Annotated in this window: 35 protein-coding genes; 5 read left to right on the top strand and 30 right to left on the bottom strand. The window is 43.1% G+C overall.

Annotated elements, in window-relative coordinates; translation table 11 throughout:
- Complete coding sequence (locus ACJA3J_RS07375; protein WP_406945883.1) at nt 1-582, bottom strand: hypothetical protein; 582 nt, start codon at nt 580-582, stop codon at nt 1-3.
- Between the two features lie 179 nt (nt 583-761).
- Between ACJA3J_RS07375 and ACJA3J_RS07370 the strand changes: the two genes are divergently transcribed.
- Both ACJA3J_RS07370 and ACJA3J_RS07365 read left to right on the top strand, forming a co-directional pair.
- Nucleotides 762-2,129, top strand: a complete 1,368-nt coding sequence (locus tag ACJA3J_RS07370; protein WP_406945882.1) for a TrkH family potassium uptake protein — start codon at nt 762-764, stop codon at nt 2,127-2,129.
- Nucleotides 2,130-2,145: 16 nt separating this feature from the next.
- On the top strand, nt 2,146-2,811 hold the full coding sequence (locus tag ACJA3J_RS07365) for a TrkA family potassium uptake protein (RefSeq protein ID WP_089650857.1): 666 nt from the start codon (nt 2,146-2,148) through the stop codon (nt 2,809-2,811).
- A gap of 297 nt (nt 2,812-3,108) precedes the next feature.
- On the opposite strand, the gene ACJA3J_RS07360 is transcribed toward ACJA3J_RS07365, so the two are convergent.
- From ACJA3J_RS07360 to ACJA3J_RS07270, 19 genes are all read right to left on the bottom strand, one after another.
- Nucleotides 3,109-3,234, bottom strand: coding sequence for a hypothetical protein (locus ACJA3J_RS07360; RefSeq protein ID WP_258871325.1), 126 nt, complete (start codon nt 3,232-3,234; stop codon nt 3,109-3,111).
- Nucleotides 3,235-3,557: 323 nt separating this feature from the next.
- Nucleotides 3,558-4,298 carry an ABC transporter permease gene (locus ACJA3J_RS07355; protein ID WP_406945881.1) on the bottom strand — a complete coding sequence of 247 codons (741 nt, stop codon included), beginning with the start codon at nt 4,296-4,298 and terminating at the stop codon, nt 3,558-3,560.
- On the bottom strand, nt 4,295-5,206 hold the full coding sequence (locus ACJA3J_RS07350; RefSeq protein ID WP_406946281.1) for an ABC transporter ATP-binding protein: 912 nt from the start codon (nt 5,204-5,206) through the stop codon (nt 4,295-4,297). Before ACJA3J_RS07350 ends, ACJA3J_RS07355 begins: the two co-directional genes overlap by 4 nt.
- A gap of 278 nt (nt 5,207-5,484) precedes the next feature.
- On the bottom strand, nt 5,485-5,853 hold the full coding sequence (locus ACJA3J_RS07345; RefSeq protein ID WP_089650853.1) for a cupin domain-containing protein: 369 nt from the start codon (nt 5,851-5,853) through the stop codon (nt 5,485-5,487).
- A gap of 47 nt (nt 5,854-5,900) precedes the next feature.
- On the bottom strand, nt 5,901-6,164 hold the full coding sequence (locus tag ACJA3J_RS07340) for a hypothetical protein (RefSeq protein WP_406945880.1): 264 nt from the start codon (nt 6,162-6,164) through the stop codon (nt 5,901-5,903).
- Between the two features lie 23 nt (nt 6,165-6,187).
- Nucleotides 6,188-6,364, bottom strand: a complete 177-nt coding sequence (locus tag ACJA3J_RS07335) for a hypothetical protein (protein WP_167355976.1) — start codon at nt 6,362-6,364, stop codon at nt 6,188-6,190.
- Nucleotides 6,365-6,379: 15 nt separating this feature from the next.
- Complete coding sequence (locus tag ACJA3J_RS07330) at nt 6,380-7,135, bottom strand: AAA family ATPase (RefSeq protein WP_089650851.1); 756 nt, start codon at nt 7,133-7,135, stop codon at nt 6,380-6,382.
- Between the two features lie 10 nt (nt 7,136-7,145).
- Entirely contained in the window at nt 7,146-7,301 is a 156-nt protein-coding gene (locus ACJA3J_RS07325; protein WP_167355975.1) for a hypothetical protein, read from the bottom strand.
- 15 nt (nt 7,302-7,316) lie between these two features.
- Nucleotides 7,317-7,514: a PspC domain-containing protein gene (locus ACJA3J_RS07320; RefSeq protein ID WP_089650850.1), complete on the bottom strand. Its 198-nt coding sequence runs from the start codon at nt 7,512-7,514 to the stop codon at nt 7,317-7,319.
- A 22-nt stretch (nt 7,515-7,536) separates the two neighbouring features.
- The gene (locus ACJA3J_RS07315) at nt 7,537-7,833 is read right to left on the bottom strand and encodes a hypothetical protein (RefSeq protein ID WP_089650849.1); all 297 of its coding nucleotides are present in this window, start codon (nt 7,831-7,833) and stop codon (nt 7,537-7,539) included.
- An 11-nt stretch (nt 7,834-7,844) separates the two neighbouring features.
- Nucleotides 7,845-8,093, bottom strand: a complete 249-nt coding sequence (locus ACJA3J_RS07310; protein ID WP_089650848.1) for a hypothetical protein — start codon at nt 8,091-8,093, stop codon at nt 7,845-7,847.
- Nucleotides 8,050-9,630: a PH domain-containing protein gene (locus tag ACJA3J_RS07305; protein ID WP_089650847.1), complete on the bottom strand. Its 1,581-nt coding sequence runs from the start codon at nt 9,628-9,630 to the stop codon at nt 8,050-8,052. The genes ACJA3J_RS07310 and ACJA3J_RS07305 overlap by 44 nt, the downstream gene beginning before the upstream one ends.
- Nucleotides 9,627-10,121: a PH domain-containing protein gene (locus ACJA3J_RS07300; protein ID WP_115893995.1), complete on the bottom strand. Its 495-nt coding sequence runs from the start codon at nt 10,119-10,121 to the stop codon at nt 9,627-9,629. Before ACJA3J_RS07300 ends, ACJA3J_RS07305 begins: the two co-directional genes overlap by 4 nt.
- Before the next feature lie 180 nt (nt 10,122-10,301).
- On the bottom strand, nt 10,302-10,964 hold the full coding sequence (locus ACJA3J_RS07295) for a response regulator transcription factor (RefSeq protein WP_089650845.1): 663 nt from the start codon (nt 10,962-10,964) through the stop codon (nt 10,302-10,304).
- The gene (locus ACJA3J_RS07290) at nt 10,954-12,471 is read right to left on the bottom strand and encodes a GAF domain-containing sensor histidine kinase (RefSeq protein ID WP_406945879.1); all 1,518 of its coding nucleotides are present in this window, start codon (nt 12,469-12,471) and stop codon (nt 10,954-10,956) included. The genes ACJA3J_RS07295 and ACJA3J_RS07290 overlap by 11 nt, the downstream gene beginning before the upstream one ends.
- A gap of 134 nt (nt 12,472-12,605) precedes the next feature.
- Nucleotides 12,606-13,124 carry an NADPH-dependent FMN reductase gene (locus tag ACJA3J_RS07285; RefSeq protein WP_406945878.1) on the bottom strand — a complete coding sequence of 173 codons (519 nt, stop codon included), beginning with the start codon at nt 13,122-13,124 and terminating at the stop codon, nt 12,606-12,608.
- A 105-nt stretch (nt 13,125-13,229) separates the two neighbouring features.
- Entirely contained in the window at nt 13,230-13,721 is a 492-nt protein-coding gene (locus tag ACJA3J_RS07280) for a hypothetical protein (protein ID WP_089650842.1), read from the bottom strand.
- A gap of 70 nt (nt 13,722-13,791) precedes the next feature.
- A complete protein-coding gene (locus ACJA3J_RS07275) occupies nt 13,792-14,502 on the bottom strand; it encodes a hypothetical protein (RefSeq protein ID WP_089650841.1) in 711 nt (236 codons plus the stop codon).
- Nucleotides 14,503-14,633: 131 nt separating this feature from the next.
- Entirely contained in the window at nt 14,634-15,155 is a 522-nt protein-coding gene (locus tag ACJA3J_RS07270; protein WP_089650840.1) for a GNAT family N-acetyltransferase, read from the bottom strand.
- Between the two features lie 196 nt (nt 15,156-15,351).
- Here ACJA3J_RS07270 and ACJA3J_RS07265 point away from each other — a divergent pair, with 196 nt between their 5' ends.
- A complete protein-coding gene (locus tag ACJA3J_RS07265) occupies nt 15,352-16,185 on the top strand; it encodes a hypothetical protein (RefSeq protein WP_406945877.1) in 834 nt (277 codons plus the stop codon).
- Between the two features lie 477 nt (nt 16,186-16,662).
- On the opposite strand, the gene ACJA3J_RS07260 is transcribed toward ACJA3J_RS07265, so the two are convergent.
- The 8 genes from ACJA3J_RS07260 to ACJA3J_RS07225 form a co-directional block, all read right to left on the bottom strand.
- Entirely contained in the window at nt 16,663-16,818 is a 156-nt protein-coding gene (locus ACJA3J_RS07260) for a hypothetical protein (protein WP_167355974.1), read from the bottom strand.
- A gap of 38 nt (nt 16,819-16,856) precedes the next feature.
- Nucleotides 16,857-17,030 (bottom strand): PspC domain-containing protein, encoded by a 174-nt coding sequence (locus ACJA3J_RS07255; protein WP_406945876.1) that lies wholly within the window; start codon nt 17,028-17,030, stop codon nt 16,857-16,859.
- Nucleotides 17,031-17,101: 71 nt separating this feature from the next.
- A complete protein-coding gene (locus tag ACJA3J_RS07250; protein WP_406945875.1) occupies nt 17,102-17,437 on the bottom strand; it encodes a VOC family protein in 336 nt (111 codons plus the stop codon).
- Nucleotides 17,434-17,658 (bottom strand): hypothetical protein, encoded by a 225-nt coding sequence (locus tag ACJA3J_RS07245; RefSeq protein WP_089650835.1) that lies wholly within the window; start codon nt 17,656-17,658, stop codon nt 17,434-17,436. The genes ACJA3J_RS07250 and ACJA3J_RS07245 overlap by 4 nt, the downstream gene beginning before the upstream one ends.
- Nucleotides 17,659-17,766: 108 nt before the next feature.
- Nucleotides 17,767-18,090, bottom strand: coding sequence for a hypothetical protein (locus ACJA3J_RS07240; RefSeq protein ID WP_406945874.1), 324 nt, complete (start codon nt 18,088-18,090; stop codon nt 17,767-17,769).
- A gap of 169 nt (nt 18,091-18,259) precedes the next feature.
- Nucleotides 18,260-18,556: a DUF3221 domain-containing protein gene (locus ACJA3J_RS07235; RefSeq protein WP_089650833.1), complete on the bottom strand. Its 297-nt coding sequence runs from the start codon at nt 18,554-18,556 to the stop codon at nt 18,260-18,262.
- A gap of 10 nt (nt 18,557-18,566) precedes the next feature.
- Entirely contained in the window at nt 18,567-18,722 is a 156-nt protein-coding gene (locus tag ACJA3J_RS07230) for a hypothetical protein (RefSeq protein WP_167355973.1), read from the bottom strand.
- A gap of 15 nt (nt 18,723-18,737) precedes the next feature.
- Nucleotides 18,738-22,148, bottom strand: a complete 3,411-nt coding sequence (locus ACJA3J_RS07225; RefSeq protein WP_406945873.1) for a hypothetical protein — start codon at nt 22,146-22,148, stop codon at nt 18,738-18,740.
- A gap of 312 nt (nt 22,149-22,460) precedes the next feature.
- Here ACJA3J_RS07225 and ACJA3J_RS07220 point away from each other — a divergent pair, with 312 nt between their 5' ends.
- Nucleotides 22,461-22,919 (top strand): LytTR family DNA-binding domain-containing protein, encoded by a 459-nt coding sequence (locus tag ACJA3J_RS07220; protein WP_406945872.1) that lies wholly within the window; start codon nt 22,461-22,463, stop codon nt 22,917-22,919.
- A complete protein-coding gene (locus ACJA3J_RS07215) occupies nt 22,916-23,326 on the top strand; it encodes a DUF3021 domain-containing protein (protein WP_089650831.1) in 411 nt (136 codons plus the stop codon). The genes ACJA3J_RS07220 and ACJA3J_RS07215 overlap by 4 nt, the downstream gene beginning before the upstream one ends.
- Before the next feature lie 53 nt (nt 23,327-23,379).
- Here the strand turns inward: ACJA3J_RS07215 and ACJA3J_RS07210 are convergent, their stop codons facing one another.
- Nucleotides 23,380-24,033 carry a lysozyme family protein gene (locus tag ACJA3J_RS07210; RefSeq protein WP_244157027.1) on the bottom strand — a complete coding sequence of 218 codons (654 nt, stop codon included), beginning with the start codon at nt 24,031-24,033 and terminating at the stop codon, nt 23,380-23,382.
- An 89-nt stretch (nt 24,034-24,122) separates the two neighbouring features.
- Complete coding sequence (locus tag ACJA3J_RS07205; protein WP_406945871.1) at nt 24,123-25,130, bottom strand: hypothetical protein; 1,008 nt, start codon at nt 25,128-25,130, stop codon at nt 24,123-24,125.
- Between the last annotated feature and the right edge of the window lie 89 nt (nt 25,131-25,219).

Genomic DNA, 25,219 nt, shown 5'->3' with positions numbered 1-25,219 from the left:
TCACCTCCTTTCTTTAGGGGTGACCCAGCGACGACTCAGGAATATAAAAAAGAGAAGTGCGATCACAAATCCACCCATGACCAACACCCCTAAGTTTTCATTGAACGTCTCTTTGGCTGCATGCGTCTTAGGTTCTGGGATCGGCTCTTTACGATCTTCCACATAACTCAAATGCTCAACCGTATTTCCTGCCGCTGCAGGCTCCCACCCGTATTCCCCTTTATCCAACCAGAGTTCAATTTCGTCTCCTTCATATATATCCATCCTACTTCCGCCTGCCATGGCGACCCATGAGGGAATGTACGTGTAAAACACTTCTATGGAACGCTCGCGATTTACAGAACCGGGAGCCTTCCTATATTCCTGAACGCTCAAGCGCATTTTTCTTAATTGCTTAGGAGAGTTATCTGTAGATAAGTCTTTCACGAGTACATCGCTCTCCACACTTCCGATGACATGCAGAGGAGCTTCCCTCTTAATCCCTTCCACTTCTTCAGGATCCATCGCGCCATAAGCTGTATCGGGCATTAAAATAAGAATCATACAAAACAACAGCAGTGGATGAAAAGACCGGCTTTCCAAAAGGCTCCCCCCTTCCAGTTAAAAACTGTTATATTTCATTGTCCCACTTTCTTTATTTTATGTAAATTATATCCAAGTCTTTTATTATCCTATAAATGGTGAAAGGAGTTGTAAAATGAAGAAAGAAGATATAAAATCCATATATAAATTGATATCCTTACCTGAAGGAGTATTTATATATGTTCAAGACCCTAAAAACTAAATTCAATCAATACTTTGACCGTTTGACTCCTTTTCAGGTGATCGTATTGTTCTACGCTTCCGCTGTTATCGTTTCAACGATTCTCGTAAGCCTTCCATTTCTACATAAAGAAGGAGTAGAACTCAGTTTTATTGATTCTTTGTTCACTGCTGTAAGTGCCGTCAGCGTGACAGGGCTTACTGTTGTATCAACTGCTGACACGTTCAATACACCGGGATATTTTGTCCTCATGTTTATCCTCCAGTTCGGAGGCATCGGCGTTATGACGCTGGGAACGTTCATCTGGCTGATGCTCGGAAAAAAAATTGGTTTGAAAAGAAGACAACTCATTAAAACAGACCAGAACCGCTCTACGTTTGCAGGAATGGTCAAACTGATCAAGCAAATCCTATTGATTATTCTTTTGATTGAAATAGTAGGTGCAATCATTTTAAGCATTTACTTTACTCAATACTTCCCTACAATAGGGGAAGCTGTTGTCCAAGGAATGTTCGCCTCCGTCAGTGCAACTACAAATGCAGGCTTTGATATCACTGGTGTTTCTCTCGTGATGTTTGAAAATGATTATTTCGTCCAATTCATTAACATGCTTTTATTGACTCTTGGTGCGATTGGTTTTCCTGTTCTTATTGAAATTAAAGATTACCTCACTCATCAACAGAAAAACGTCATCCACTTTTCACTGTTTGCTAAATTGACATCCGTCACATTTGGGGCCCTTGTGGTGGTGGGGACGGTTCTTATTTATATATTGGACAGAAATCATTTTTTCGCAGACAAGTCCTGGCATGAGGCTCTTTTTTTCTCCCTCTTTCAATCCGTAACCACACGGAACGGTGGACTTGCGACTATGGATGTGGCGGAATTCAGCGTACCGACTTTGCTCGTCATTTGTATCCTCATGTTCATAGGCGCGTCTCCAAGTAGTGTAGGTGGAGGAATTAGGACGACAACCTTTGCGATTAGTTTGTTAAGCGTCATCTCATACGCTCGAGGGAAAAGTCATGTGCGTGTATTCAGGCGTGAAATCGATCCGGATGATATCTTCCGTTCGTTCATCGTCATTAATACAGCCATTGCGATTACAGGCATCGCGGTGATTTTATTGAATTATTTCGAACCGCAGTTTTCTTTGATGCAGATTTTATTTGAAGCGTGTTCGGCATTTGGTACGACCGGGCTGTCGATGGGCATCACCCCTGACTTGCATACAGCCGGTAAAATCATTATCATCACTCTCATGTTTATCGGAAGGATCGGCATTTTTTCCTTCTTGTTCATCATTAGAGGGAAAGGCATCAAAGACAAATATCATTATCCGAAAGAACCGATGATTATCGGCTAACAGGAGGAAACCAACGATGAAGAAAACATTTGCTGTTGTAGGACTCGGCCGTTTCGGCGGGAGTATTTGCAGGGAACTGAGCCGCGAAGGCATGGAAGTGCTTGCTTTAGACCTTGATGAAAACAAAGTCAATGAATACCGGGACATCGTCTCTCACGCTGTCATGGCTGATTCTACCGATGAACTCGTACTCAAAGAGTTGGGGTTCAGGAATATTGATCACGTCATCGTAGCGATCGGTGATAACATCCAAGCAAGCATGCTGACGACATTAATTTTAAAAGAGATGGGCATAAGCATGATCACCGTCAAAGCCCAGAACGATTACCACGAAAAAATATTGAACAAAATCGGGGCCGACCAAGTCGTCCACCCAGAAAGAGATATGGGAAAACGTATCGCTCATCACATCATATCTGATAATATTCTTGATTATATCGAGCTATCGGATGACCACAGCGTCGTCGAGGTAAAAGCAGGAAGGAAGATGAGTGGAAAGACGTTGATCGATTTAGATATCCGCGCCCAGTACGGGTGTAACATCGTAGCGATCAAACGCGGAAAAGATGTCATCGTCTCCCCAATGGCTACCGAACAAGTGAATGCCAGCGACATTCTGATTGTCATCGGAGCCGATAAAGACGTCAACCGTTTCGAAAAAAACCTCGTCGTCGAGGATTAATAAAAGCAGCAGCTGTCAGACAGCTGCTGCTTTTTTTCATGATTGAATATCGCTTGAGTGATGCGTGTGACCACCCCGTAAACAAGGCGGAACATAATTGGAAACATAACAAGAACCATAATGAAACTGAGCCAAAATTCTCCGTCACCAGTTAAAATAGCTGCGGTCAACAAAAAGACAGCAGCTATTATGTATCCAAACGGCCATCCAATAATACAAAGTCATAAGCTTTTGATTTCCTGTAAGGGTGACCAAACTAAACGGAACGATGCTTTTCATCAAACATTTCCTCCAATATTACAAACCAAACGCTTCTTGAATCTTCTTTGCAACAACATAAGGATCAAGTCCTGAATTATTGATCTTGATGTAGTTCTTCTCTTTAATTTCACCATCTCTTGTATTCATACGCAAATGTTCCATCGAAGCAATCATCCTGTCTTCCGATGCTTCTACATCTCTCTTGGAAGGCTTATACTCGAGTCTGTTCTGCGTACGGTTTCCTTAATCCTTTCATCCATATCCGCCTGCAGTTCAACGCACTGAAGGAACTCCTCATCATTTTTATTAGTCTCTTCCTATCTGAGATTGTTTCTGAATGGATCCATTCTTTTATAGGCTTTGATTATAGTTGGGTTACGGATCGATTTGATATGCTCTTGCTATTGGCTGATTTCAGTATTTCTTTGATTATCTTAGACCTCATTTGGTTTTTTTTATTCACGCTCCTCTTCACCTTGAGTCTATTACTTGTCACTCCACTTGAAGTAACGCGAAGCAAGCACAATCGAAACGACCGAAATTGCTAGAAGGATCCCGACTTCAAAGCCGAATTCAGAGATTGGAGCCTCATTCCAAGTTCCACGCAGCAACTGAATGACATAATACAAAGGCAAAACTTTCGCTACGTACTGAAGAATCGTTGGCATCATCTCCAGCGGAAAGGTGGCACCAGATAGAAAAAGCATCAAGTTTAGAAAAAGCGAACTGATGGCTGCTGCCGACTGAGTGTTTTTAGCCAGAGAAGTAACGAACAGCGCAAAAGGGAAAAACGCAAGAATGCTGATGAATAGAGCCAAAAGCGTACTCCCGATATACATTGGGGGCTGAAGGTCGTACATGACCATTCCGAAAACCATAAGCAATAGGGCAGAAATGATGAAGATTACCGTTCCCTGCATCGTGTGAGCGGCGAGGATCTTCCACGGTTGAAGGGGAGTCGATTGATACCTGCGGAGTACACCGGTTTCCCGGTAACCTGCGAGAACGGTACCTAAAGTGAAAAACGAAGTGGTGACAATATTGACACCGATCCAAGACGGGATGAAGACTTCAGCAAAGGTAAAAGGACCAGGCATGTCGCCACTGAACATCGAACCGAACAACCAGATCATCACAACTGGAAATAGGAACGTCCAGAAAACACTGAGACGATCACGGAAAAACATTTTCGTTTCCAAGTTTGCTAGTTTTACAACGGTATTCATCCAGTTTTCTCCTTTTCTAAATATTGAACGAACAAGTCATCCAGCGATCCTCGATCAAATTTGAAGTTCTTCAATTCGATATTCTCTTCATGGCAGTATGTGAAAATTTGATAAGCGGTATGTTGGAGGTCCTCACTGAACACTTTGAAATCGGCTTCGTCTTTTTCCACCCGAACCACATCACTCAGCGTTAACAGGTACTCATAGGACATTCGTTCACTTTCAAACCCGATATAATGGGTCGCCACATCATCCAGTAGAGCATCCGGATTGTTCAATGCCTTCAGCTCCCCACTATAGATCATCGCAACACGATCGCAAAGCTTTTCCGCTTCCTCCATGTAATGGGTTGTCACAACGATCGTGCTGCCATTATCTCTTAAGGTGCGGATCATCCCCCACATTTCGCGTCTTGCATGTGGATCGAGGCCCATACTCGGTTCATCCAGAAACAACAGTTCAGGCTGGTGCAGCGTAGCCAAAGCAAGGGTGACCCGCTGTTTCCAACCACCAGAAAGATCTTCGAAATGGACATTAAGTTTCTCACCAAGACCGAGCATATCAATCAATTGATTCTTTTGTGTTTTTCCTTTATAAAAGCTTGAAAATAAATCCAGCGCTTCTTTCACCTTCATCTTCTTCTGAATAGAGGTAGCCTGGAACTGCACCCCAATCCTTCGATTCAGTTCGCGCAGTTGTTTCTCAGGATTCAGCCCAAGTACTTCCACTTCACCTGACGTTGGTTTCTGAATCCCTTCTAAAATCTCAAGGGTCGTCGTTTTTCCTGCTCCATTCGGGCCGATGATGCCGAAGATTTCTCCTTTTCTTACCGTAAATGAAAGGTTCTTAACCGCTTGAGTGGTGCCGAACGACTTGGATAAGTTTTCAACCTGGATGACGTGTTCGATGATGACCGCTCCCTTCTGCTAAGCTTTATATATGTATGTTCGTGTGCAGAGTTATTTTTCCTCTTTTTTAAAAGTTTTCTTTATTCCAAGTCCTATTAGGGTACCAATGAGGCCGCCGATCCCCAGATTAATGAAAAGACTCCAGTCTAAGTTCCCACCATTCCATAGACTTATAATGAATATTCCTGCAAGAACACCGACCATCCAGCCAATCCAGGACTTAAAGAATCTTTTAATAAAAGTACCCCCATCCCATTCGGTATGTATTTTAGTTTTTATTATCCACTATGGGGTTTTGATATGGTTGATAAAGCAGAAACATCCAACTCTTCACTTTCAATGACAATCGCTGTCAAACCGGCTTCCGTTTTCGTTTCATGCCACTCGCCTTTTTCCCAATAGACGGCATCCCCACTACTTACAGGAGTAACCCTCTTCTCTTCACCTTTGACCATCCCTTCTCCTTCGACCACAAGCAATAGCTGAGGAACGACAGCTTGATGGTAACCGATCACTCCATGTTCTTCTAAATGCATGCATCCGATATGAACGTCTTTTTGAGTCTTGGTTATGCGTGACATGATGAAATCCGATTGGAACTTTTCAACCTTTTTACCCGTTTCTTTTTTAAAAGAGTAAATATCCATGTTTACCTCCTGATCAAGTTTGATGAATGAATAAGCTTCTTATGAGTTCATCCAGACGATTGGGAAGCCGCCGGCATATACCTCGTATAATACGCGCCTAACATGAGGAGGAAAATCGTGAGGACCCAACTAATGATGCCAAGACCATCCAACCAGTAAGCCACAAGGTTCAGTACAGCAATGGCGTAGAAGCAGATAGACGTGAGGGCTGTTTTCCATCCCTTCACTCCTGCCTTCTTACGCTTATGTACAAATACAGCCACCGATACAAAGAGCCCTAGAAGCAACAAGCTTGAGAGAAGTATTTTCACCAAAATCAATCCTTTCTTCTTTCTTAATAATTTTCCATATAAGCCGTAAACTGAATGGAAAATCCGATTAGAAGCAGAATGCCTACAAGAAGACAACCGATATGGATCACTCTCTGAAATAACGTTTCTTCCTTCACTTTTTTAATCGTCACAAGCGGCAGTAATGTCAAGAGAACGCCAAATAGTAAAGCTAAATCCATAACTAATCCCCCTTATTATTGAAATAAATGATGAAACAAACGATCTTTATCATCAAAAAACTGCTTCATGATGGTGTAGTGGTTCGTCGCTTCAAGCGAGGTCTCCTTCATTCCGTTTTCCGTCAACTCCATGATTTTTGCATCAGGATAGGCCATCAACAACGGAGAGTGTGTGGAGATAATAAACTGGGAGCCTTCAACAACAAGGTCATGAATTCTTCGAAGCATCGACATTTGCCGTAGAGGAGAAAGAGCAGCTTCCGGCTCATCGAGAATGTATAATCCTTTTCCTTGGAAGCGCTCGGTGAACGCTGCAAAAAAAGATTCGCCATGTGACTGCTCATGCAGCGATTTTCCTCCGAACGAATCGATGATCTTCCTTCCACCTATCTCTCTATCCAGTTCTTCAATGTTCGTCGCGACATTATAAAAACTTTCAGCTCGGAAGAAGAAGGAATCCTTCGGTCTATGCACTCCTTTGGCGAGACGGAGATATTCATCTAAATTCGAGTGGGAGTCATAGCTGGAAAAATTGAAGTTAAGTGTCCCGCCCTCCGGATTAAAACCGAGCGCAATCGCCATCCCTTCAAGCAAGGTCGATTTCCCCATCCCGTTTTCACCGATGAGATAGGTGACATTCGGATGTAGTTGTAACCGTTCAAAATTTCGAATCACGGGGAGATTGAGTGGGAAATTCCTGTAGGACTGTATTTTTTCACTCTTTAATTCAATGGAACGAATATACTGGGTATGGCTATTTAGTTTTGTCATTCTACCACCTCTAAAAATAAATGTTTTGCCTATTTTTGATCAATGCTTTTAAGATGATGATGGCTCCCGCAGAAACGAAGAACATAAGAATCATGTTTTCCGTTGATTCATGAACAACTCTTATGTTTGCAAGAATCATGCTTGCATATAAGATAAATTTCATCACATCATGCTTCTCCTTTTACTTCCTAAGCTGTCGATCGGTCGGCATGACCATCGCGGCTATAATGTAAATAAGCCACGTCAATCCTCCTGTGAAAAATCCAGATACCACCACAATAATCCTCAGGATGCTTACGTCAATGTTATACGTTTCACTTAGACCGCCGAGAACTCCAGACAATTGGCTGTCATTTGTAGAGCGATATAATTTCTTCAAATTCGTCTCTCCTCCTTCATCATTATTCAAAGATCCACTCAAAAAATGTGATTACGTAGTACATACTGAAAAAATACAATACTTGAAACCCTAAAGATAATAGTAGTACCGCTACCACACGTTTCATCGTAGGTTGTTTCAACTGAATGAAATATCCGAGTCCCCAGATCACATAGACCAGTAGAATACTAAGGTTTTCACCTACATACGGATCATCCTGTTCTACGAAGTGAGTACCGAAATAAAGAAGAAATCCCCAGGCTAATAAAAGTACGAATAAAATCAGATTTGTCATATGAATCTTTTGACGAATGGTCACCACTCCCTTCCTTAAGGTTCACTGATTCCCATCGCAAGAAGAAGAAAACCCATAACAATCAAAACACCGCCGTTTAATACGAACCCAGCCGTACCTGCGATGATTTTTTTAGATAGCACCGCACAGACGATGCCTATGATGGAAAGGGAACTTTCAACGGCCACCACCAATGGCAGATTGACGTTTGGCCCTCGCAGCAATAGAAACAAAATAAAATTAACGATAACCATCCCTAAGGACATCCAAGCCCACTTGTTCATGATTCGTCTCTCCTTCCTTTACAAAATGAACTTCGTTTTTCCTTCCTGTGTACCATTGATAGGCTGTTTCCGCCCAGTGTGCTGGGACATCCGCCATCGACGTATGCCGGACAGGGTTCGCCTGATTGACTGTATTGATGGACGCAAGCCCCAATAACTTTTGAAAGAGTGTTTGTGAAGCTTCCAACTCAATGATTCTACTTCTTTTAGACAAAAAGAGACTTGTGGTAAATCCTCCGGTACGAAACTGAATGTAATGATCATGAATAACATAATTAGAATGGTAAAAGTTCAGAGCACGTGAAGCCATGATGAGCACCAACAAAATGACGGAAAAAACCCACCAGGCTGATGATAGACCGAACGGTTCAGGTTTTAAGTAGAAAAGGGCTCCTGTCGAAATCATCCAAAGCCAGCTCGGCTTCAGCATCTGAATCCAAAATGCTTCCCTTGGCAATCGTTCCATTTGTTTTGATAATTGATAATCCGGAAGTAATTCCTCTATTAGGGAACAGGCACGCCTCACAGGCAGGAATGGATAAAGCGCGCTTACTTCCGATTCCTCTCCATTCCCTCCAGCACAAACCAATTTCACTGTGGCAAGCCCCATCATCCGTTTCATAAACGATTGTTCAATAAGAATCGCCTGAACTTTGTCTTTTGAGATCGATATATAATTCTCATCCACCATGCCTTTAGTAATGAAAATCGTTTCTTTATCAGAGGCAATTTCATATTTCCCGTATTTTACAACCGTCCTCACAATCCCAAACCCACCTGAGAGTAAGACAAATAGAATGGTAGTCGTCACAAGCATCGTCGTCGATCCAAACAGGAAAGAAAGGAAACCATCCACTTGTTTTTCAAAATGAAAGTCATCTAACTTCGACAATAATGAACCGAGAATAGGAAGGAATGCTAAAAAACTGAGAGATGCAAACGCCGCCTTCATGATTTCCTTTTTTGTTGGAGTGAAATGCACCGTTTTTTTGGAAGCTGGTTGATTTGTTACTTTCTCATCCTCCACCTTCTCTTCTTCAAATACCGGAAGCTCAGTTTCTTGTGCAGCTTCTTCTACGCGAATAACAGGGGTAGACGTCTTTCCTTGAACTTTCGTCTCAATCGACGCTGCTTCTTCCTTCCTCAACACAGGGAAGCGGATTGAATGATCTTTCCCTTGCACACTCGTTTTCAACGTTACTGAAGTCATACCCAGTATCCGGTGGAACCATTTCGTCTCCTTTTGTACATTTTGAATCTTAGTATAGGGAACCGTTTGCTGATTCCTCACGAAAAAGTTACGCGTTATATGTAAAGACGCCACATCTAATTGATATGTACGGGAATACCATTTAATTGGAATACAAAGCACGGTCAACAAAAACAAACCAACGACAGCATAACGTCCATACACGAAAAGCCAAGCTTCAGAACCAGCTTTTACTACAAAGAAAAGGATAAAAAAGAACAGACTATTTTTAATCAGATTCCCTAATTCATAGACCATCATTAGGGGATGGTTTCGTTTTCTACTCATATCTCCACCTCCTCCACTTTGGCATACACAGCAATTCGATCTCTTAATTCAAACGCTTTCGCCCTAGGCAAGGCTGGAATTTCATGATCGGATCCCACCGTATTTATTTTGACAGAATAGAGATTGTACTTTTTAAGTAAGGGACCCTGGTGAGTCGAAACCGATTGGATTTTTGTCATAGGTATGATGTGATGCTGTTCATGCAGGGCTCCAGATTTCAGTTGCAAATATTCTTCATTGACGTCATACCGCCAGTGCTTATATAACAAGGAAGCTCTATAGAATGACCAGATGGTTGATAAAATGGAAAGCACCGTAAGAGCAATAAGGAGCCATTCAACCCAGTCGGGCCAGGAAAAATAATGATCTGTGACGAACAGCGCTGCAAGAATCACGAAACCAATCAGATTCCCTATGGTTTCACTAATGATCCATACTTTCACACTGTCCTTCGATAATTGTTGTTTGGGGGCTTCCATTAACGCCTGCATTTCCATCTCTCCTCATAAGCTTATGATGTAAGAAAGTGTCATTTCTTCCACTATCTTATACGACTGTGCATCCAAACGGTTTCATAATTTCCGTGTCGAGTCTAAAAAAACTACAATGCATGATTGTGTAAGAGCACAAATAAAAAAGCCTCTTCCCTGGGGAGGAGACTTTTGATCAAATTAATTTTCTATCGAACGGTCGGCAAATAGATTTTCTTTCATGGCGTAAATCGCCGCCTGTGTACGATCATGGACCTGCAGCTTGCTTAAAAGATTACTCACATGCGTTTTGACCGTTTTTTCTGTTATGTACAAGTCGCTCGCAATTTCTTTGTTGCTTTTCCCAAGCGTGATTTGATAGAGTACATCTTTCTCCCTGTTCGTCAGCTTGAAATGGACGCCAGGTTCTTTCTTTTCCCCTCCATTACTCATTTGTTCCAAAAGTAGATTCGTTGCTTTCGGGTGCAGAAGTTTTTCCCCTTTGGACGCGGCTCTGATTGTTTTTACAAGTTCATCGGGGTCGACATCTTTCAGCTGATAGCCGACAGCCCCCGCTTGCAGCGCAGGAATAACATGATCCTGATCAGAATAGCTTGTCAGGACGACCACCTTTACTTCCGGATGGGCTGCTCGTAATTTTTTCGTCGCTTCTACTCCATCCATGACAGGCATCATCAAATCCATCAGAACAACATCCGGATTCCATTCTTTATAGGCGTTCAGTGCTTTCTCCCCATTTTCCACTTCACCGACGACCTCGATATCTTCCTGCGTGTTCAGAAAAAACTTCAACCCTCTTAACACGACGAGATGATCATCCACGAGCATCACTTTAATTTTCATCCTCATTCCTCCTCTCCCTCCGGTACGGTAAAAAGACATCAATGGTCGTTCCTGTTTCCGGTTCGCTTCTCACAGCAAGTTCTCCACCTAATAGTTCTGCCCGTTCTCTCATGCTGATTAGTCCGAGCGTCTGTCGCTCGTCATCCGCTTCTATTTGAAATCCACTCCCATGATCCATCACAGTCATGCCCGCTCCTCCATCTGTATCAAAAAGGCGGACCGTGACCTCTTTCGTATTCGCGTGCTTCGCCACATTGTTCATCGCTTCCTGACTAATTCGCCACAGCGTTTCTTCTGCCTGGCGTGACCAGTCGGGGAGACGTTCCATTTCAAACTGAACACAGAGGCCGAGATGCTCTCCATATTTTTTCATGGCAGAAAGCAGTCCCTCTTCCAGTCCCACCGGTCGCAGCTGCCAAATCAATGAACGCATCTCTTTCAAAGACTGCTGGGACATGGACAACATTTCATCCATCAATTCTCCGAGTGACGAGTCATACTTGGACACGATTTCCTTTGCGCCCTTAGCCGTCAACGATAAGGAGAAGAGTTTCTGATTCACAGAATCATGCAGATCGCGTGCCAGGCGTTTCCGCTCTTCATGAAGCAGCAACTCCTGCCGTTTCTCTTTTAGGGCGATGCTTTCATAAACGAGCGTCAAATGCCGTCCCAATGCCATGAAGAATTCACGGTCACTAGGCTGGAACGAGGTGCCCGCTGGTTCGATCCAGACTGCTCCTGTTACAACCTGTTGTCTTGTAATTGGTATGACCCCAAGAGATTCTTCGACTCTGACTTCTTCCGTCAACGCAAAAGCAGGCTTCTTGCCTATTTGATTTTCTATGTAACAACCAACCGAAGACCAGCCAAAAATTCCCCGCCCGTCCTTCTCTAAGATCTCTTGCAAATCATAAAAGTCATCCGCTGACCATAAAAACCCGGCAAGCTGATTTAATTTTTCAAAGCTTTCCGCTCGCCTCCGCTCATCTTGATACAAACGTGTCCTGCGTATGGCTGTCCCGATTTGAAAACCGAGCGATTGAAGCAAAGTTAATTCTTCCTGTGAAAATTTCTCCTTCCGGGGAGAAGCGACGTTCAACAACCCGAAAGAATCCTCCCCGTCCCCAAGAGGGATCGTCGCATGGTGGGTGATGCCATTCGTATCCCCCCAAGCGTGCTGAATCGCTTCATTCAGCCGCTTACATTCAATGATGTTGACCGGCTGCGTCAGCTTCCCATTGCGATAACGGCTCAAGCAGTAACAATCCCCGCTGCACATCGGCTTGTACGCCCCCCACGATAAAGCTGGAGGAAGCCCATGATGAGCAGCGAGCACATACTCCTCAGGGCTGTCGATGAGAAATATCCATCCCGCTTCAAGCTTTGTCAGCTCAAGCAACTTTTCCAACACGGTCTGAAGCATCATCGTCATGTCATTACAACGGTTAAGCGTTTCAGCGATCACTTTCATAATGTTCAATTCTTCGACGCGTTCATATCCACTCATGGCTCTACCTCCTTCCGCTTAGTTGTGTCGAATTCTAAAATTCGTTTGTCGAATCCCTTATTAACCCGCTCAGATTCTTAAATAACGGAGTCGAATACTTAAATAACATTGTCGAATTCTCAAATAACACCCATTCAACTGCTCTTTATGTCCAAAAAGCGACCCGCCATAAATTCCGCTAACAACAAATCCAGCTTTTCTTCCATTTCCAACCTCAAACGATTCCCCTCAAAGTGTTCCGGATCAAAGATCAACTGCCCGGGAGCGACGGCTGCGTAGAGTCCACGCCCGACCGTGCGCATTTGATTCAGTGCATTAATGCCGCCTTTCCCACCTCCAGATACAGCAAGCAGTAACGTCGGTTTCCTTTTAAAATGCGCACCACTCAAAAACTCCAACGCATTTTTCAAAGCACCGCTCATACCATTATGATATTCCGGCGACACCCAAATAAAACCTTCCGCTTCTGCGACAACCCTCCGCAGCCACTGGACCGATGGATGATCTCCCTGCGTTTCTTCCCCATTGAATAATGGAAGATCCAGCTTGCTTAAGTCGACCAACGTGCCATTCAATTTATGTTCTAAAGTCTGAGCCACAATCTTTGTCCGTCCATTCTTCCTCGGTGTTCCACTAAAAATAACGATACTCATTTTTCATAACCTCCTTACTTCTTAGGTTATGGGAAAAGGCATCGACTTGAATCCGAGATTGGAAGGAATATCATCTACACCATTGGTCTGAAAACGTACGTTCGTTTATAAAGGAAGGAAGTCATCTGGTTGAACGGTTTGGCCCGGCGGAAGGGGTTGAACATCCCCACCTTCACCTGGAGGAAGCGGGCGAGTGTGAATGGAAGGATAAAAGAGAGAGAAGAAGTCTTTTCTGGACATGGACATCGTTTCTGCGTTTCCAAGCAGATAGACGTTCTCTCGATCCTTACCATAATAAACATCAATCAGTTCTTCATTTCCAAAATCCAGGGTACCCAATTTTTCCCCTTTCGCCCATTCTCCTTTAACAGATGAGGCTCCCTTTATCCCTTCAGTAATCGTCATAATCTCCTTTATAGATTCGACCTCTATCTTTCTTTTCATCTCAGAATCATAAAGAATGACGATTGATGGAAGTTGGGTGGCGTCTAGGTGGTTCGATTTCTCTACCACTATAGTGTCCTCTTTGACGACATAAGCATCCACAGGCATAGCACCAATCAGCACAAGCATCATGACGAGGGTCAACCTCTTCATCCACTCACCCTTCCTAGGATTTTATACAAAAAACACTTGAACCTTCACTGGATTCAAGCGTCTCTCGCTGCTATTTTTTGAATAAGGACATGATTTTACCAAGGGTTCCCCGGGAATGTTTGACCGAATGTTCCAACCGTTCATTGAACTCACTTTGGGAGCGCCACACTTTCTTCTGTTCTTCCCGCATTTCCTGGAGCTCTTTTTGTAGATACTCTGATTTTTCCTGCTCCTGACGCAGTAATTCATCGTACTGTTCTTTCTGCTGCTGCATCATCTTATCCATTTTCGTATGCGTCTTTTGTGAAAAGTTTCCGACTCCGGAGCTTATGACATGGTGATCCTGTTTTAAACGGGATACGGTCGTTTTCAGTTCATCCATATCATTTTTCAACTGGACGTTCATTTCTCTTGAGGCCGCAAGCTCACTGGCTAGAAAACGGAACATCTCTTTCATCTGATCAGAATCTTGCAAATCCGTTCCGTCATATGTATCCGAAAGTGCGAGTTCCCGAGACTCATAGCCTGCAAGAAGCTCCTTCTGTTCTTCTACAATTTCTTTTATTTTATCTTCTTTCGGCAATTCCGAATCGCGGATTTTTTTGAGAACCTCGACATCTGACCTTACAAAAATCCGCCGGTCGCCATCTTTGAAAAACTCATACCCGTTCTGTTCCAAAAGCTGCCCATACCGTCTGACCGTCGTTGTGGCGATCCCGACTTCTTCAGCTACTTCCTTCGTAGAGAAAGCGCGTTCGTTCGGTTGTATATCGTGTCGCATATCGGGCCTCCTTTTCTTTCTATATAATCGTAAACAAAAGTCACTACTTCTATTATAAGAGTTTTTCGACTTTCTGCCCATCCACATTCCGTTTTATTTTTTCTCTATTAAACTTCCGTGTTTGTTTCTCTTCACAAAAACTTCTCCATACGGATGTCGGCCCACTTGCTTCCGTTCCAATACGTGAAATCCGGGATTCTTGCAATCTCTTTATACCCGAGTTTCCTGTACAGCTTCTGTGCCTTCTCATTGAATTCGAACACCCCAAGCTCAACACGGTCCAACCCAGCCCCTTTGATCCGACCTTCCAGATAACGGATGGCTTCGAATCCGATTCCTTTCCCTCGACCGGCTGCCTCACCAATGGTAATTCCAATCCAGGCTGTATCTTGTTCTTTGCTATGTAAATGACCAGGGTTGACCATGTAATTCATTTCTCCAACGAGTTCACCATCCATATAAATAAGGAAAATCTCATGGTTCTTTAATCGTTGTTTCAAACTTTCCGTTGTCACTTCATACCTTTTTTCCAATGCGTCCTGATCAGGATTTGGTCGGACCATCGGAATGAGCGATGTATCATTTTCCCATCGGTGGTATGCGGATGCGATTTGTGTCGTTGGCTCTGTCAGTTTTTCAAATGTAACCCCCATGACTGCTTCCCCTTTCGCTACATAACCTAAATGATTTTCTCCGCCAAATTTCCCATGCTATAGTTTTCGGAATGTTTTCTATATATATGGGAGTCTCCATCTAATCGTTGTCCTTCTATTAAAACATATTCCATCCCTTTCAAGCATAGATTTGTTGCTTTATACTTAGAAGAGTTTGAACTTCAGGAGGTTACATGTGAGGAAAACAATCATCGTGATCATCGTGATCATCATGCTTCTCCCCTTGTTCACCGGGTGCATGAATGAATCACCAAACAAGGAAGAAACGAAAGAAGAAAATAATAGAGCATACACAGCAGATAACGTCTACCAATGGCTCAACGAATCAAACCTGTTGGAAGGTGAGAAAGAGCCTTTATCTGAAAGTGTCCAGTCACATGAACAATTTGTAAACGGATACTCTACAGGAGATATCGACATCATCGAATACGAAACAGCTGAAGGTACAGAGCAACTCAAAGATCATCCGATCGCCCTTGTCCATGAAAATATCGCCCTTATGTTCCTCGGTCAGATGTCACAAAAAGACAGCTTCAAAGCAGTCCTTGAAGCCAGAAAGCCCCTTGAAGGACTCTATAGAGGCTACTTTAACTCTGCAGAACAACAGTCTTTTGTCCACCAATTACGTGATGGGAAATTCAATGGATTCGAAGAAACGGTCGACCATTTTTACAAGCTGGAAGATTCATTGAAGTCTGATACTTTCACAAGGTTCATGTATCAAAAAGAGGTGACATGGAAAGGCAAGCTCGTCCAAACGTTTCCTGACTTTCTCGTCGTCTTTGCGGGCGGCACTTACAATGGAGAGAATTGGCTGAATATCGAGACGAACAGCACAGAGATGCTGCCCTACACCTTTGTCGTCGAAACCCAGAACCTCAAGGGACAATCATTGGATCTAAAAATGGAGAGAGGAGACTCCATTACTGTTAAAGGGAAGGTTAACAAACAAGGATCTTTAGAAGGGGAGACTCATTGGGGATTAGAAAACGGTATGGTCATTCAATAAAGGGAATTCAGGCATATTGCGAACGGCTTTATACTAACCCATTCAACTTAAAAATGAAGATGATGGTCAGGGTTTATTACTTGGTTACAATCCTCTCCCTCACCTTTTTCACGGGATAGGCACAGGGACGATCTCAAATAAATACGCGAAAAACAACACACATGCCACCAAAGAAACGACTAATTTCCGCTTTTTGAATTCAATGATTGCAAAAACTGCTATCGCGAAGATCGTCAAACCATAAAAAAATAAAATAAAACCAACGCTCCTCTATGAAGAAGGTTTTGGCTGTATATAAAAGCCAGTAAAACACGACTACATAAAGGTACCATTTATTTTGTTCAGGCTCTCTTTTCTCGTCTTTCAATGTCTTCCTCCTCAACAACCATACGTTATAAAATTAAACTCATATAATCTACATAATGACCTTCCACTTTCAAGGCTCTCTGTTCTTTTTTCATTTGGAATGACTTAATTTCAGGACTCATTCGTGTACTTGCGAAAACGCGGCTTGCTGAAATAAGCACCTGTTAGTAAGAACACCAAAGATGCAAGGACCCCTGCTGCCGCCTGGTCAACAAATAAAGAAACAGGAACAATAATAGATGATAATAGAAAAAAGAATTTCATCAATGTTATCCCTCCAAAAAATTTTCTTATGTGAAAAACACCTAAAAGGAAGCACGGTCAGCATCCATCGTATTGGCAAGAATAATGTAAAGGAAGAAGGAGAAAGGAAGTGTAACGATAAACAAAAGGCGAATGGCCATAGGATAAAGACCAAGATAATGAGCAATACCTGCGCAAACCCCATGCAGGGAATGGTTTGTAACGGATCTTTTCATTTTTCATCCCTCCTTCCACCTCGAAAAAGTCTATAAAACTCCTCATTCATTTAAAACGAAATCTCATAGATTCAATGATAACAACAAACTTGAAGTCGATTTCCATCCAAGTCGTAAAAATCGAAATAATAGTTTTCAGAGTCTTTCTGCTTGTCCTCAACGTCCACCTTTTTCTCTTTCAATTGTTCATACGTTTCATCTAAATCCTTCGTGAAAAAGATTGGATAATTTCGACTTGATGATCCCACGTTTTCTTTCTCTTCAATGGTCAAGGGCACCGGATGATCCAGCACCCGGTACCCATCTCCTTTAAAAGAAACGGTAAATCCAAGCTTTTCCTCATACCATGTACCGGCTTTTTCTACGTCCTTCACCGCCAGACACATCGTATCGATCTTTTCAATCATACCGAACCTTCCCCCTGCTCATATATTTTCCTCGCATTCGCCTTTTTCTGCGCCTGCCACGTTCGAATCATATTGGGAACCCCGACGCTCAAACTGACTAATAAACTCCACATTACGTAACGCCACTCCCCTGTAAATAAAGCGACGACAATAAAAAAAGCGAGCTGTCCCACAAGGGCAAACCATGAAGCAATCCAGGCAAACGTCAGGTTTTCTTTCATCCCATCCCCACTCTCTTATGGTAAATGATTCCTTTTACTCATCGTATCATAAAAATGGTCAGACAGAACAAAAAAGCCACTGAATCTTTTCAGTGACTTTACCGGTGTTTACCACCAATATGAATATGGATAATAGTACGGCCACCACCTGCGGATTCCCCAAAACGGAAAGCCAAAAAGCCCGAACGGTCCAAAGAACGGGAAAAACAGACGGCTGTCTTCCTCGTTGATGCCCCTATTCTGCCCCTGCTGGCTGGTAGGCATAATCAAATTCATTTGATTTTGATCATAGCTGTGCAATAGTCCGGTGTGTGTCTGCCCATCAGCCATTTCAATCTGTACCATTTGATAAAGGTTTTGTCTGCAGAAATCATGGACATTTTGAGGCTTGCTGCCACTTCCCTGCACCTGTGTGTTCCCTGTATGGTTCACCCCATCACCCTCCTTCGACTCCTCACATTTTATGCAATGCGCCCAGGAAGGTGATTAAAAAACGTTTACCTTCATGCTCAATCAATGAAGATGAGCGAGTTCCCAGCTACTCTAACCATTCGCAAAAGGCTCGAAACTTAGTTTGAAAGAATAGGCATCGGATGGTTAGTTAGTCATCGTGTATCTGTTCTATTTTCCCGACTTTTCCTTTAGGAGGCTGGCTGTCTAGAATTTCACCCTCGATCCATATGCTATACTCTCGGCCTTTTTCAAGGGATTCTTTTTCAACAGTCACGATGATTTCTTGTACTTTCATCTGTCCTTCTTCATTCCTCACAAGGACTTGATTGGAGGATAGTCTATCCACTACAGGACCTTGAATGTCTGGAGGACGATCATCATTGACTGCAGGACTTCCACACGAGGTTAACAGTATAACGAATAACAACAGCGTCGATAACCGCATATGTCTTCCCCTACAGAAAAAGATTTCTCAAGTACAAAATACCATAAATGGCTCCACCCAGAAGCCCAATAAATAATCCGACCATAATAAATCCATAGGTGAACCCTTTGATCATGGAGATGAAATCAAGGGCCATGTTTTTGAATGTGCGTAAAATAAAACTCATGTGACGACTCCTTCTCTACTGCCATTTCTTAAATGCTTTCCAAAGCTTCTTCCACTTCTGCTCCACAGACTTTTCTGATTCTGAGCGTTGTTTCTGCCATTCATTGTAACTTGCAATCCCGATCAGAACGAGCCCGGCAATCAATAGATAAACCCACCACGGGAGATTGCCCCAATACGGTCGTGTCTGATAAATGATGTTGAAAATAAGGACACCCATCCCGACAAGGAAGTACGATTTGATCCGGAGCTGCATGCCGGCAACCATTGATACTAGTGATAAGCCCCCGATGATCCAGGCATCCCAAATGGTATGGCTCTGGATGGCATCAACGACAAGGTAGCCTGAGATCAAAAGCAATGCAGCGAACTGAACGTAACTCATCATCTCTGCAGACGCAGACCAGATGTTTTTTCTTACAAAAGCGAGGACAATCAGAACCGGTAAAGCTTGAACCTCTGCAATGATCAAGTCAGGGATGTATTCACTATACGCTGCAGCGATCATCAAGTAAGCTCCATACAAACTGACTGCCGCACCTGTATAAAAGACGTTCTGAAGAAATTTTTCGGAACATTTCTTTCCGCCAAGATAAAACCACAAGCTGAGCAGCACAACAGGGAGGATGCGTATCCAGACACTTTCATCCCACAAGGTGTACAAATTCAAATAACCGATATACAAGAGTGCTGTCCACGTATAGGCATCAGCATCGACCCCAGGGCCAAACAGTCTTTTTTGCAAAATCTTCCCTGATCCTAGAAGACCGAGGATACTTAAAACAAGGACAAGGGTCATGTCCATATCGGTCCAAAACACCCGCAGCTTTTCCCATAACCCGAAGGTCAAGATCAATGGAACGAAGCGGACGAGCGGCCATGACCTCTGATGCAGGAAGAAAAGGTTGAAAACAGTGTAGCCGATCACCAGCAGCCATTCTCCTTCCGCCTCTAAAGGAACGTCACTGATCACGACGAACAGACCTAAAATGGAAAATGGAATGATGTACCACTCGATGCGCTTTTTCCACTCGCCAGAGACGAAGAACCAAAGAACCGCATACAAGAAACTGCTGGCCAAAAACGCATCTTCATAAGAGACCTCATCCCACCCGAGTTCTTTCGATAGTGTGACAATAAAAAGGTACCCAGTCGTCAGAGCAGCATACAGCATTGTTTTTGTTCCCGATTCTCTTCCTGCTTTCAAAGCACTGAAGACGTACACCCCTAATGGAATCATCAAAAGAGCGGGGTGAACATATTCCGTCCCCAGCTGATCCAGAAGAATGAGAAGGACGATGAACGGCTGAACGATATGTCCCAGCATATAGAAATGCGGCCGCATCCCTTTGGATTTCTTTTCTCCCCATTCTCCGATGGCAATCAAGACCACAGGAGCGAAGATCATATACATCAGTACGTTAGAAAATGAATCAATACCGAATGGGTCGATCAATGATGTATAAAAAGCAAGTGACGCGACAGATACGAAACTCCAGTAGTACGTCTTTTTTGAATAGCGGACAAGCAGGTACATCATCCCGATGCCTGTGAGCAACAAGAGCGGCCGGACAACCATCGGGTCCACTCCGTCATCCACGAGCAGGAGCATTATTGCAGCCACATAGGTGCCCTCGGCGATATAAAAAGTCGACATCGCAAAATCGTCTTCTTCCGCCTTTTCCCATACATAGTGGAGACCGAGTAGAAGGACGCCTGTCAAAGCGATATGGAATGAAATCGAATACCCTTCACTGTAAGCAGGCACCCATTCGAGAAGCTTTTGATAAAAGATGGCGGAAGCAGCCACCAAGCCTGACGGAAGCACCCAGACCGCCGTACTCTTCATATCGGCATGGGCGGAACTCTTTTTCACAAAATAAGAAAGCAGACTGACGGTGAGCAGCATGATGGCACTATACCCATATTGCAAGTCATAAAGGGCGTAATATAAACATCCCGTCAACACAAATAAAGACGTGTAAAGATTGCTATCCTTCAATACCTGCAGCCACTTGACTTTTGTCCAGATTCCTCCGTAGAGAAAAAGGAGAGATGCAGCTGTGTACAAGAAAAAGAACCAGGGGCCCGTTTGAGTCAAATCCCATAGCTGGGCCATGGAAACAAAAAAGAATACAGGTGCTAAATACGTAAAAATCACATATTTTGTCACATTAGATAGGACGAGATAATTGACCATAATGACAACATAGGCGGCGAGCAAGAGCCATGAGCTGCTTTGATCCTGGATCAAAATGCTTTCATATGTGATATAGATGAATGCTAAAAAGGAGACAGCCCCGCTCGTTAACCGGAATACCTTTTCAATGAACGTATGGTTCCTGAACGCGTACGCAAACCCGATGTAAAGTATGCCGACAAGCGCATATACAAGCGAATCGACGGCATACAACGGCGTATTTTCAACGAGTTGATACACGGCATACACAAGCATCACAGAAAAAACAAACTGATATTCTTTCGTTTTGTAAACAAAAACCATCGCCATATAGACACTGGCTGTGAGCAGCAGGTTGAAACTGTAAAACACTTCATTTTCAAAGAAAAACAGCATCAACAAGGTGGAAATGACTAGATTCAACTGGGCGAATAATGGCACCTCTTTGATGAATAACTGAAGGTGAGTCCTATTTTCAAACCGGATATAGGCGACAAGCAACCCGGCATTATACAACATCAACCCAAGATAAAAAGCATCAAGGGATAACGGGAGAGCTCCAAGCATGAACCCTACAGAAAGCGATAGAAACAAAAGCGCAATCCATACATAAAGGCGCGAACGATGGACGAACGCATGCCTTACGTATAAAGGAAGCGGAATCGCCGTTCCCATCAAACCGAGCAAGTGCCTCCCTACTCCATCAAGTGATAAGTAGGGCCCGAAAAGCTCAAAGTAACCAATAGCAACAATGATAATCGGAATGAGCAGACTTCCGAGTGTCAAAAAGGCAAAAGCTGTCTGCTTGATTTTTAAGAATCGGCCGGTGCCATAGCTCAACGCAAAGAAAAACAGCGAAACAAAAGAAATAGAAACGACTTTCGTCGCCGCTCCCATCTGGTCCCACTGACTTGTCGCAACGATCAAGCCTGTGATGAGCAGGATGGAAACACCTAAGATAAGCGTCCATGTTATGTTCCTTTCACGGATTTGTTCTGGAGAGCGTTCTTTTTTCTTTTTGACAGGCTTCGGTTTAGGTGCTGGTTTCGGCTTATGAGCTGGTTCTGGTTGAGCTTCTTTCTGGTACACCTCTTGTTCTCTATCTAAAGATTCATAGTCTGCAAGATACGCCCCCTGCGCCTGCAGCAGTCTTATGTACTCCTGATCTGTTATGTATCCATTTTCCTTCAGGTGATTCAACTGTTCACGGAATACCCTCTGTTTCTCTTCCTTGGATAAGGCGCTCATTTCTTTTCCCTCCCCCATTGTTTCAATGGTGTAATTTTACACCTTCTTTTATATTTATTCAACATTTTTCCATTCATGTCCCAGCAGGTACGTAAATTTCCCCATCGATGATGATGGATAACTTCATTAATAAACCTTATAACATATCCATTCTAAGGAGTCTGAATTCATTTGTACAATTTTTCCAATTAAGTGACCGCACTCATCATACCACTCACCCTCTCCACTTTGCCACTTACCTGCCTTTTCATGACAGAAATCACACACACGTCTATACTGACAATAGAAAGAATGACGGGAGGGAAAGGGGAAATGAAACTGATTGTGGATATCAATGACGCGCATAAAGAAACAAAGGTGACCGTCGAGTGTAAGGAAGTTGATTCATCCATTAGAAAAATTCTGGATGCTTTGGAGGAGGAAAAACATGATTTGGTGATTGGTTATAATGAAGACCGGCAGCATCTTCTTAAACCTCGGGACATTGAGTGTTTCTACACGGAAAAAGAAATCGTCTACGCCGCTCATAAAGAAGGAAAGTACAGATTGAGAGAAAAGCTTTATGAGCTGCTCGAAACTCTACCATCTGACCAGTTTATCCGTATCTCGAAATCTGCCATTGCCAACCTATATAAAATCAGTCATTTTGAGCCGTCGTTTCACGGCACGCTGGTCGTTCATTTTCAGACAGGAAGCAAAGAATATGCGTCGAGGCATTATGTGAAGGAAATCAAAAATATGTTAAAAATGAACAGGAGGAAAGAAAAATGAAAACCTTTTTATTCAGAACCATGATCGGAATCTTCTTCGGCGCTTTTCTCGCCCTTGTTATGACTTACGCCGTCATTTGGTTTGGGGATGTAGAAACACTTTCGAGTGAAGCCTTCGTTCGTAACTCGCTTGGCAGTATGTTTTGTGGCTGGTTTTTCTCTGTGACACCTTTGTATTTTGAAATCACAACGCTCAAACTATGGCAGCAAACCCTCTTACATTTCATCACGGTCTCCCTGCTTTATTTCATCATCAGCTTCGGCATCGGATGGATTCCTTTTCAAATGACCACTGCTTTGCTCTCCATTCTGTCGTTCTTGTTCATCTATTTCATCATATGGATCGGCTTCTACCTTTATTTCAAATCCGAATCCAGGAAGCTCAATGAAGAACTGAATCACCTATAATAAAAAAATCGACTCGAACCTTTCTTAGGTTCGAGTCGATTTTTTATGCCTTATCAGGAAGAGGATGCAATTAGATCCCCGTCTTCCTCATAATGGTCAAGCACGGCATCGACATAATATATATCTCCGTAACAAGCATCATACTGTTCGGCTTCTTCACGAATACAGCTGTATTTACCTGTATGTTTTAATTCTTCATATTTCTTCGATGAAAATTCGATGGCCAGGTCCTGCGTATATTTCCCACCATTGTTCATCACAAAATCAATGAACCCTGCACCAAAATTGTACGATTGAAGAGCTAGTTTCACATCCCCGTCGGACCGTTCCAACGTTTTTGCGAAATAAGCGACCCCCTGTTCTATGGACAGTTCAGGATTTCCAATACAGCCCACTTCCCCACAATGGGATTCAGACGCCTGCATCGGGTCGTCCCCACGTCCACCAGACTCCTGCATCATCAAAGCCAACAAGATATCCTTGTATTCACCGATGCCTTCCTGCTCGGCGTACGTTTCGATTTCATCTTCATACTGCAGCACCTGCTGAGGAAGATCAGGTTCACTCTCTTCGACTGTTGTCCAGCTACTCATGATTCCGTCTCCAAGCTGACTTTTCATCGTAAAAAAAACGAGTCCAAGTAGAAAGATGGGGAGAAGGAAGGCTCCCCATGAGCGGTTTTTGTTTCTATGATTCTTTTTATTCACCCTTCTCCCCCCTCTCTTCGACGTGATTCTATCAATATCTTACCATGTTCCAAGTCAAATGGCTTTGAACTTGCATGAAATGAGCCGATTCAGGAAGAGGTTTCAAAACTACTTTTATAAAAGGAGTAGATCCATAAAATCAATTCATAAATCAGGGCAATGGCTACAACCCAACCCCAGAGATATAGAAACCATTGCTGGAAGTCGGAAAAGACGGATGTGTACAAAGGACTCTCCAGCATAACCATCGTAAAAGCATAAAACATCCCGAACGTAAAATTCCTCGACCACTGACTTACATGGTATGTGCACACCCCTTTATGCCAGCCTAGTTTTTTCACACGAAGGTAAGCTCTTACCAGCTCCATTCCTTCTACTACTAATAAAATTCCTAATACAAACCACCATAGAGAAGTAACAAGAAAAGAGGAAAAGACTCCTGTCGAAACAGCAGCCAGGCCTGTAATCGAAAGTGCTCCATGTAAAATGCAATTGGTATTTGTCCAATCATCTGTGATGGCCCACGTTTTGTTTTTGTATCGAATGAACAAGAGAGCTGAACAATTCAAATAAATCAAAATCCCCATGATGATTAAACTTGCGACCATGGTTGTGGGGATGCCAGGAAACAAGTTTGCCCATGTAATAACGAGCGATTGGATGGACACCGTCGACAACAGAATGACTCCATGGATATGGTGAAATGTCGGACGAAGCCAAAGCTTTACGAAGTTGAAAAGGCATAGAAAGAAAAAGAATAAACAAAGCAGTGTATTAAGCCCCGCTATTCCAATAACTAAAAACTGCACACGTTCCAAATACTTGAGGATCACTTGGGATAACACAGATAAACCGGCCACCCACGAACCGATAACAAAGGAGTTGACAGGATTGGATAGGAATGGCTTCCAAAAACCTTTTTGCAGACTTTGCCTGATGAGCCTAAGATAAATGATGAGAGTCAGCAGCAAATAGAGACCAGAAACTACAGCTCCATTGGTGAAAAATTGCCGCCAAGCCCCATAAAGAAAGATACCGATGGCCATAACGATGGCACCGGCGGCTGGATTGATGATTTTTTTCTCTTCATATATCATATATTTCTACCTTTCCATCAAACTACATCTATCCATTGTAAGTCGATTGATCGAATATGGAAAGGAGAGCAACAAAAAACCGTCACGAA

Origin of the sequence: Halobacillus sp. SY10, assembly GCF_045401165.1 — a bacterium.
GTDB classification, from domain to species: domain Bacteria; phylum Bacillota; class Bacilli; order Bacillales; family Halobacillaceae; genus Halobacillus; species Halobacillus aidingensis.
This window is presented reverse-complemented; position numbering and strand designations above follow the sequence as displayed.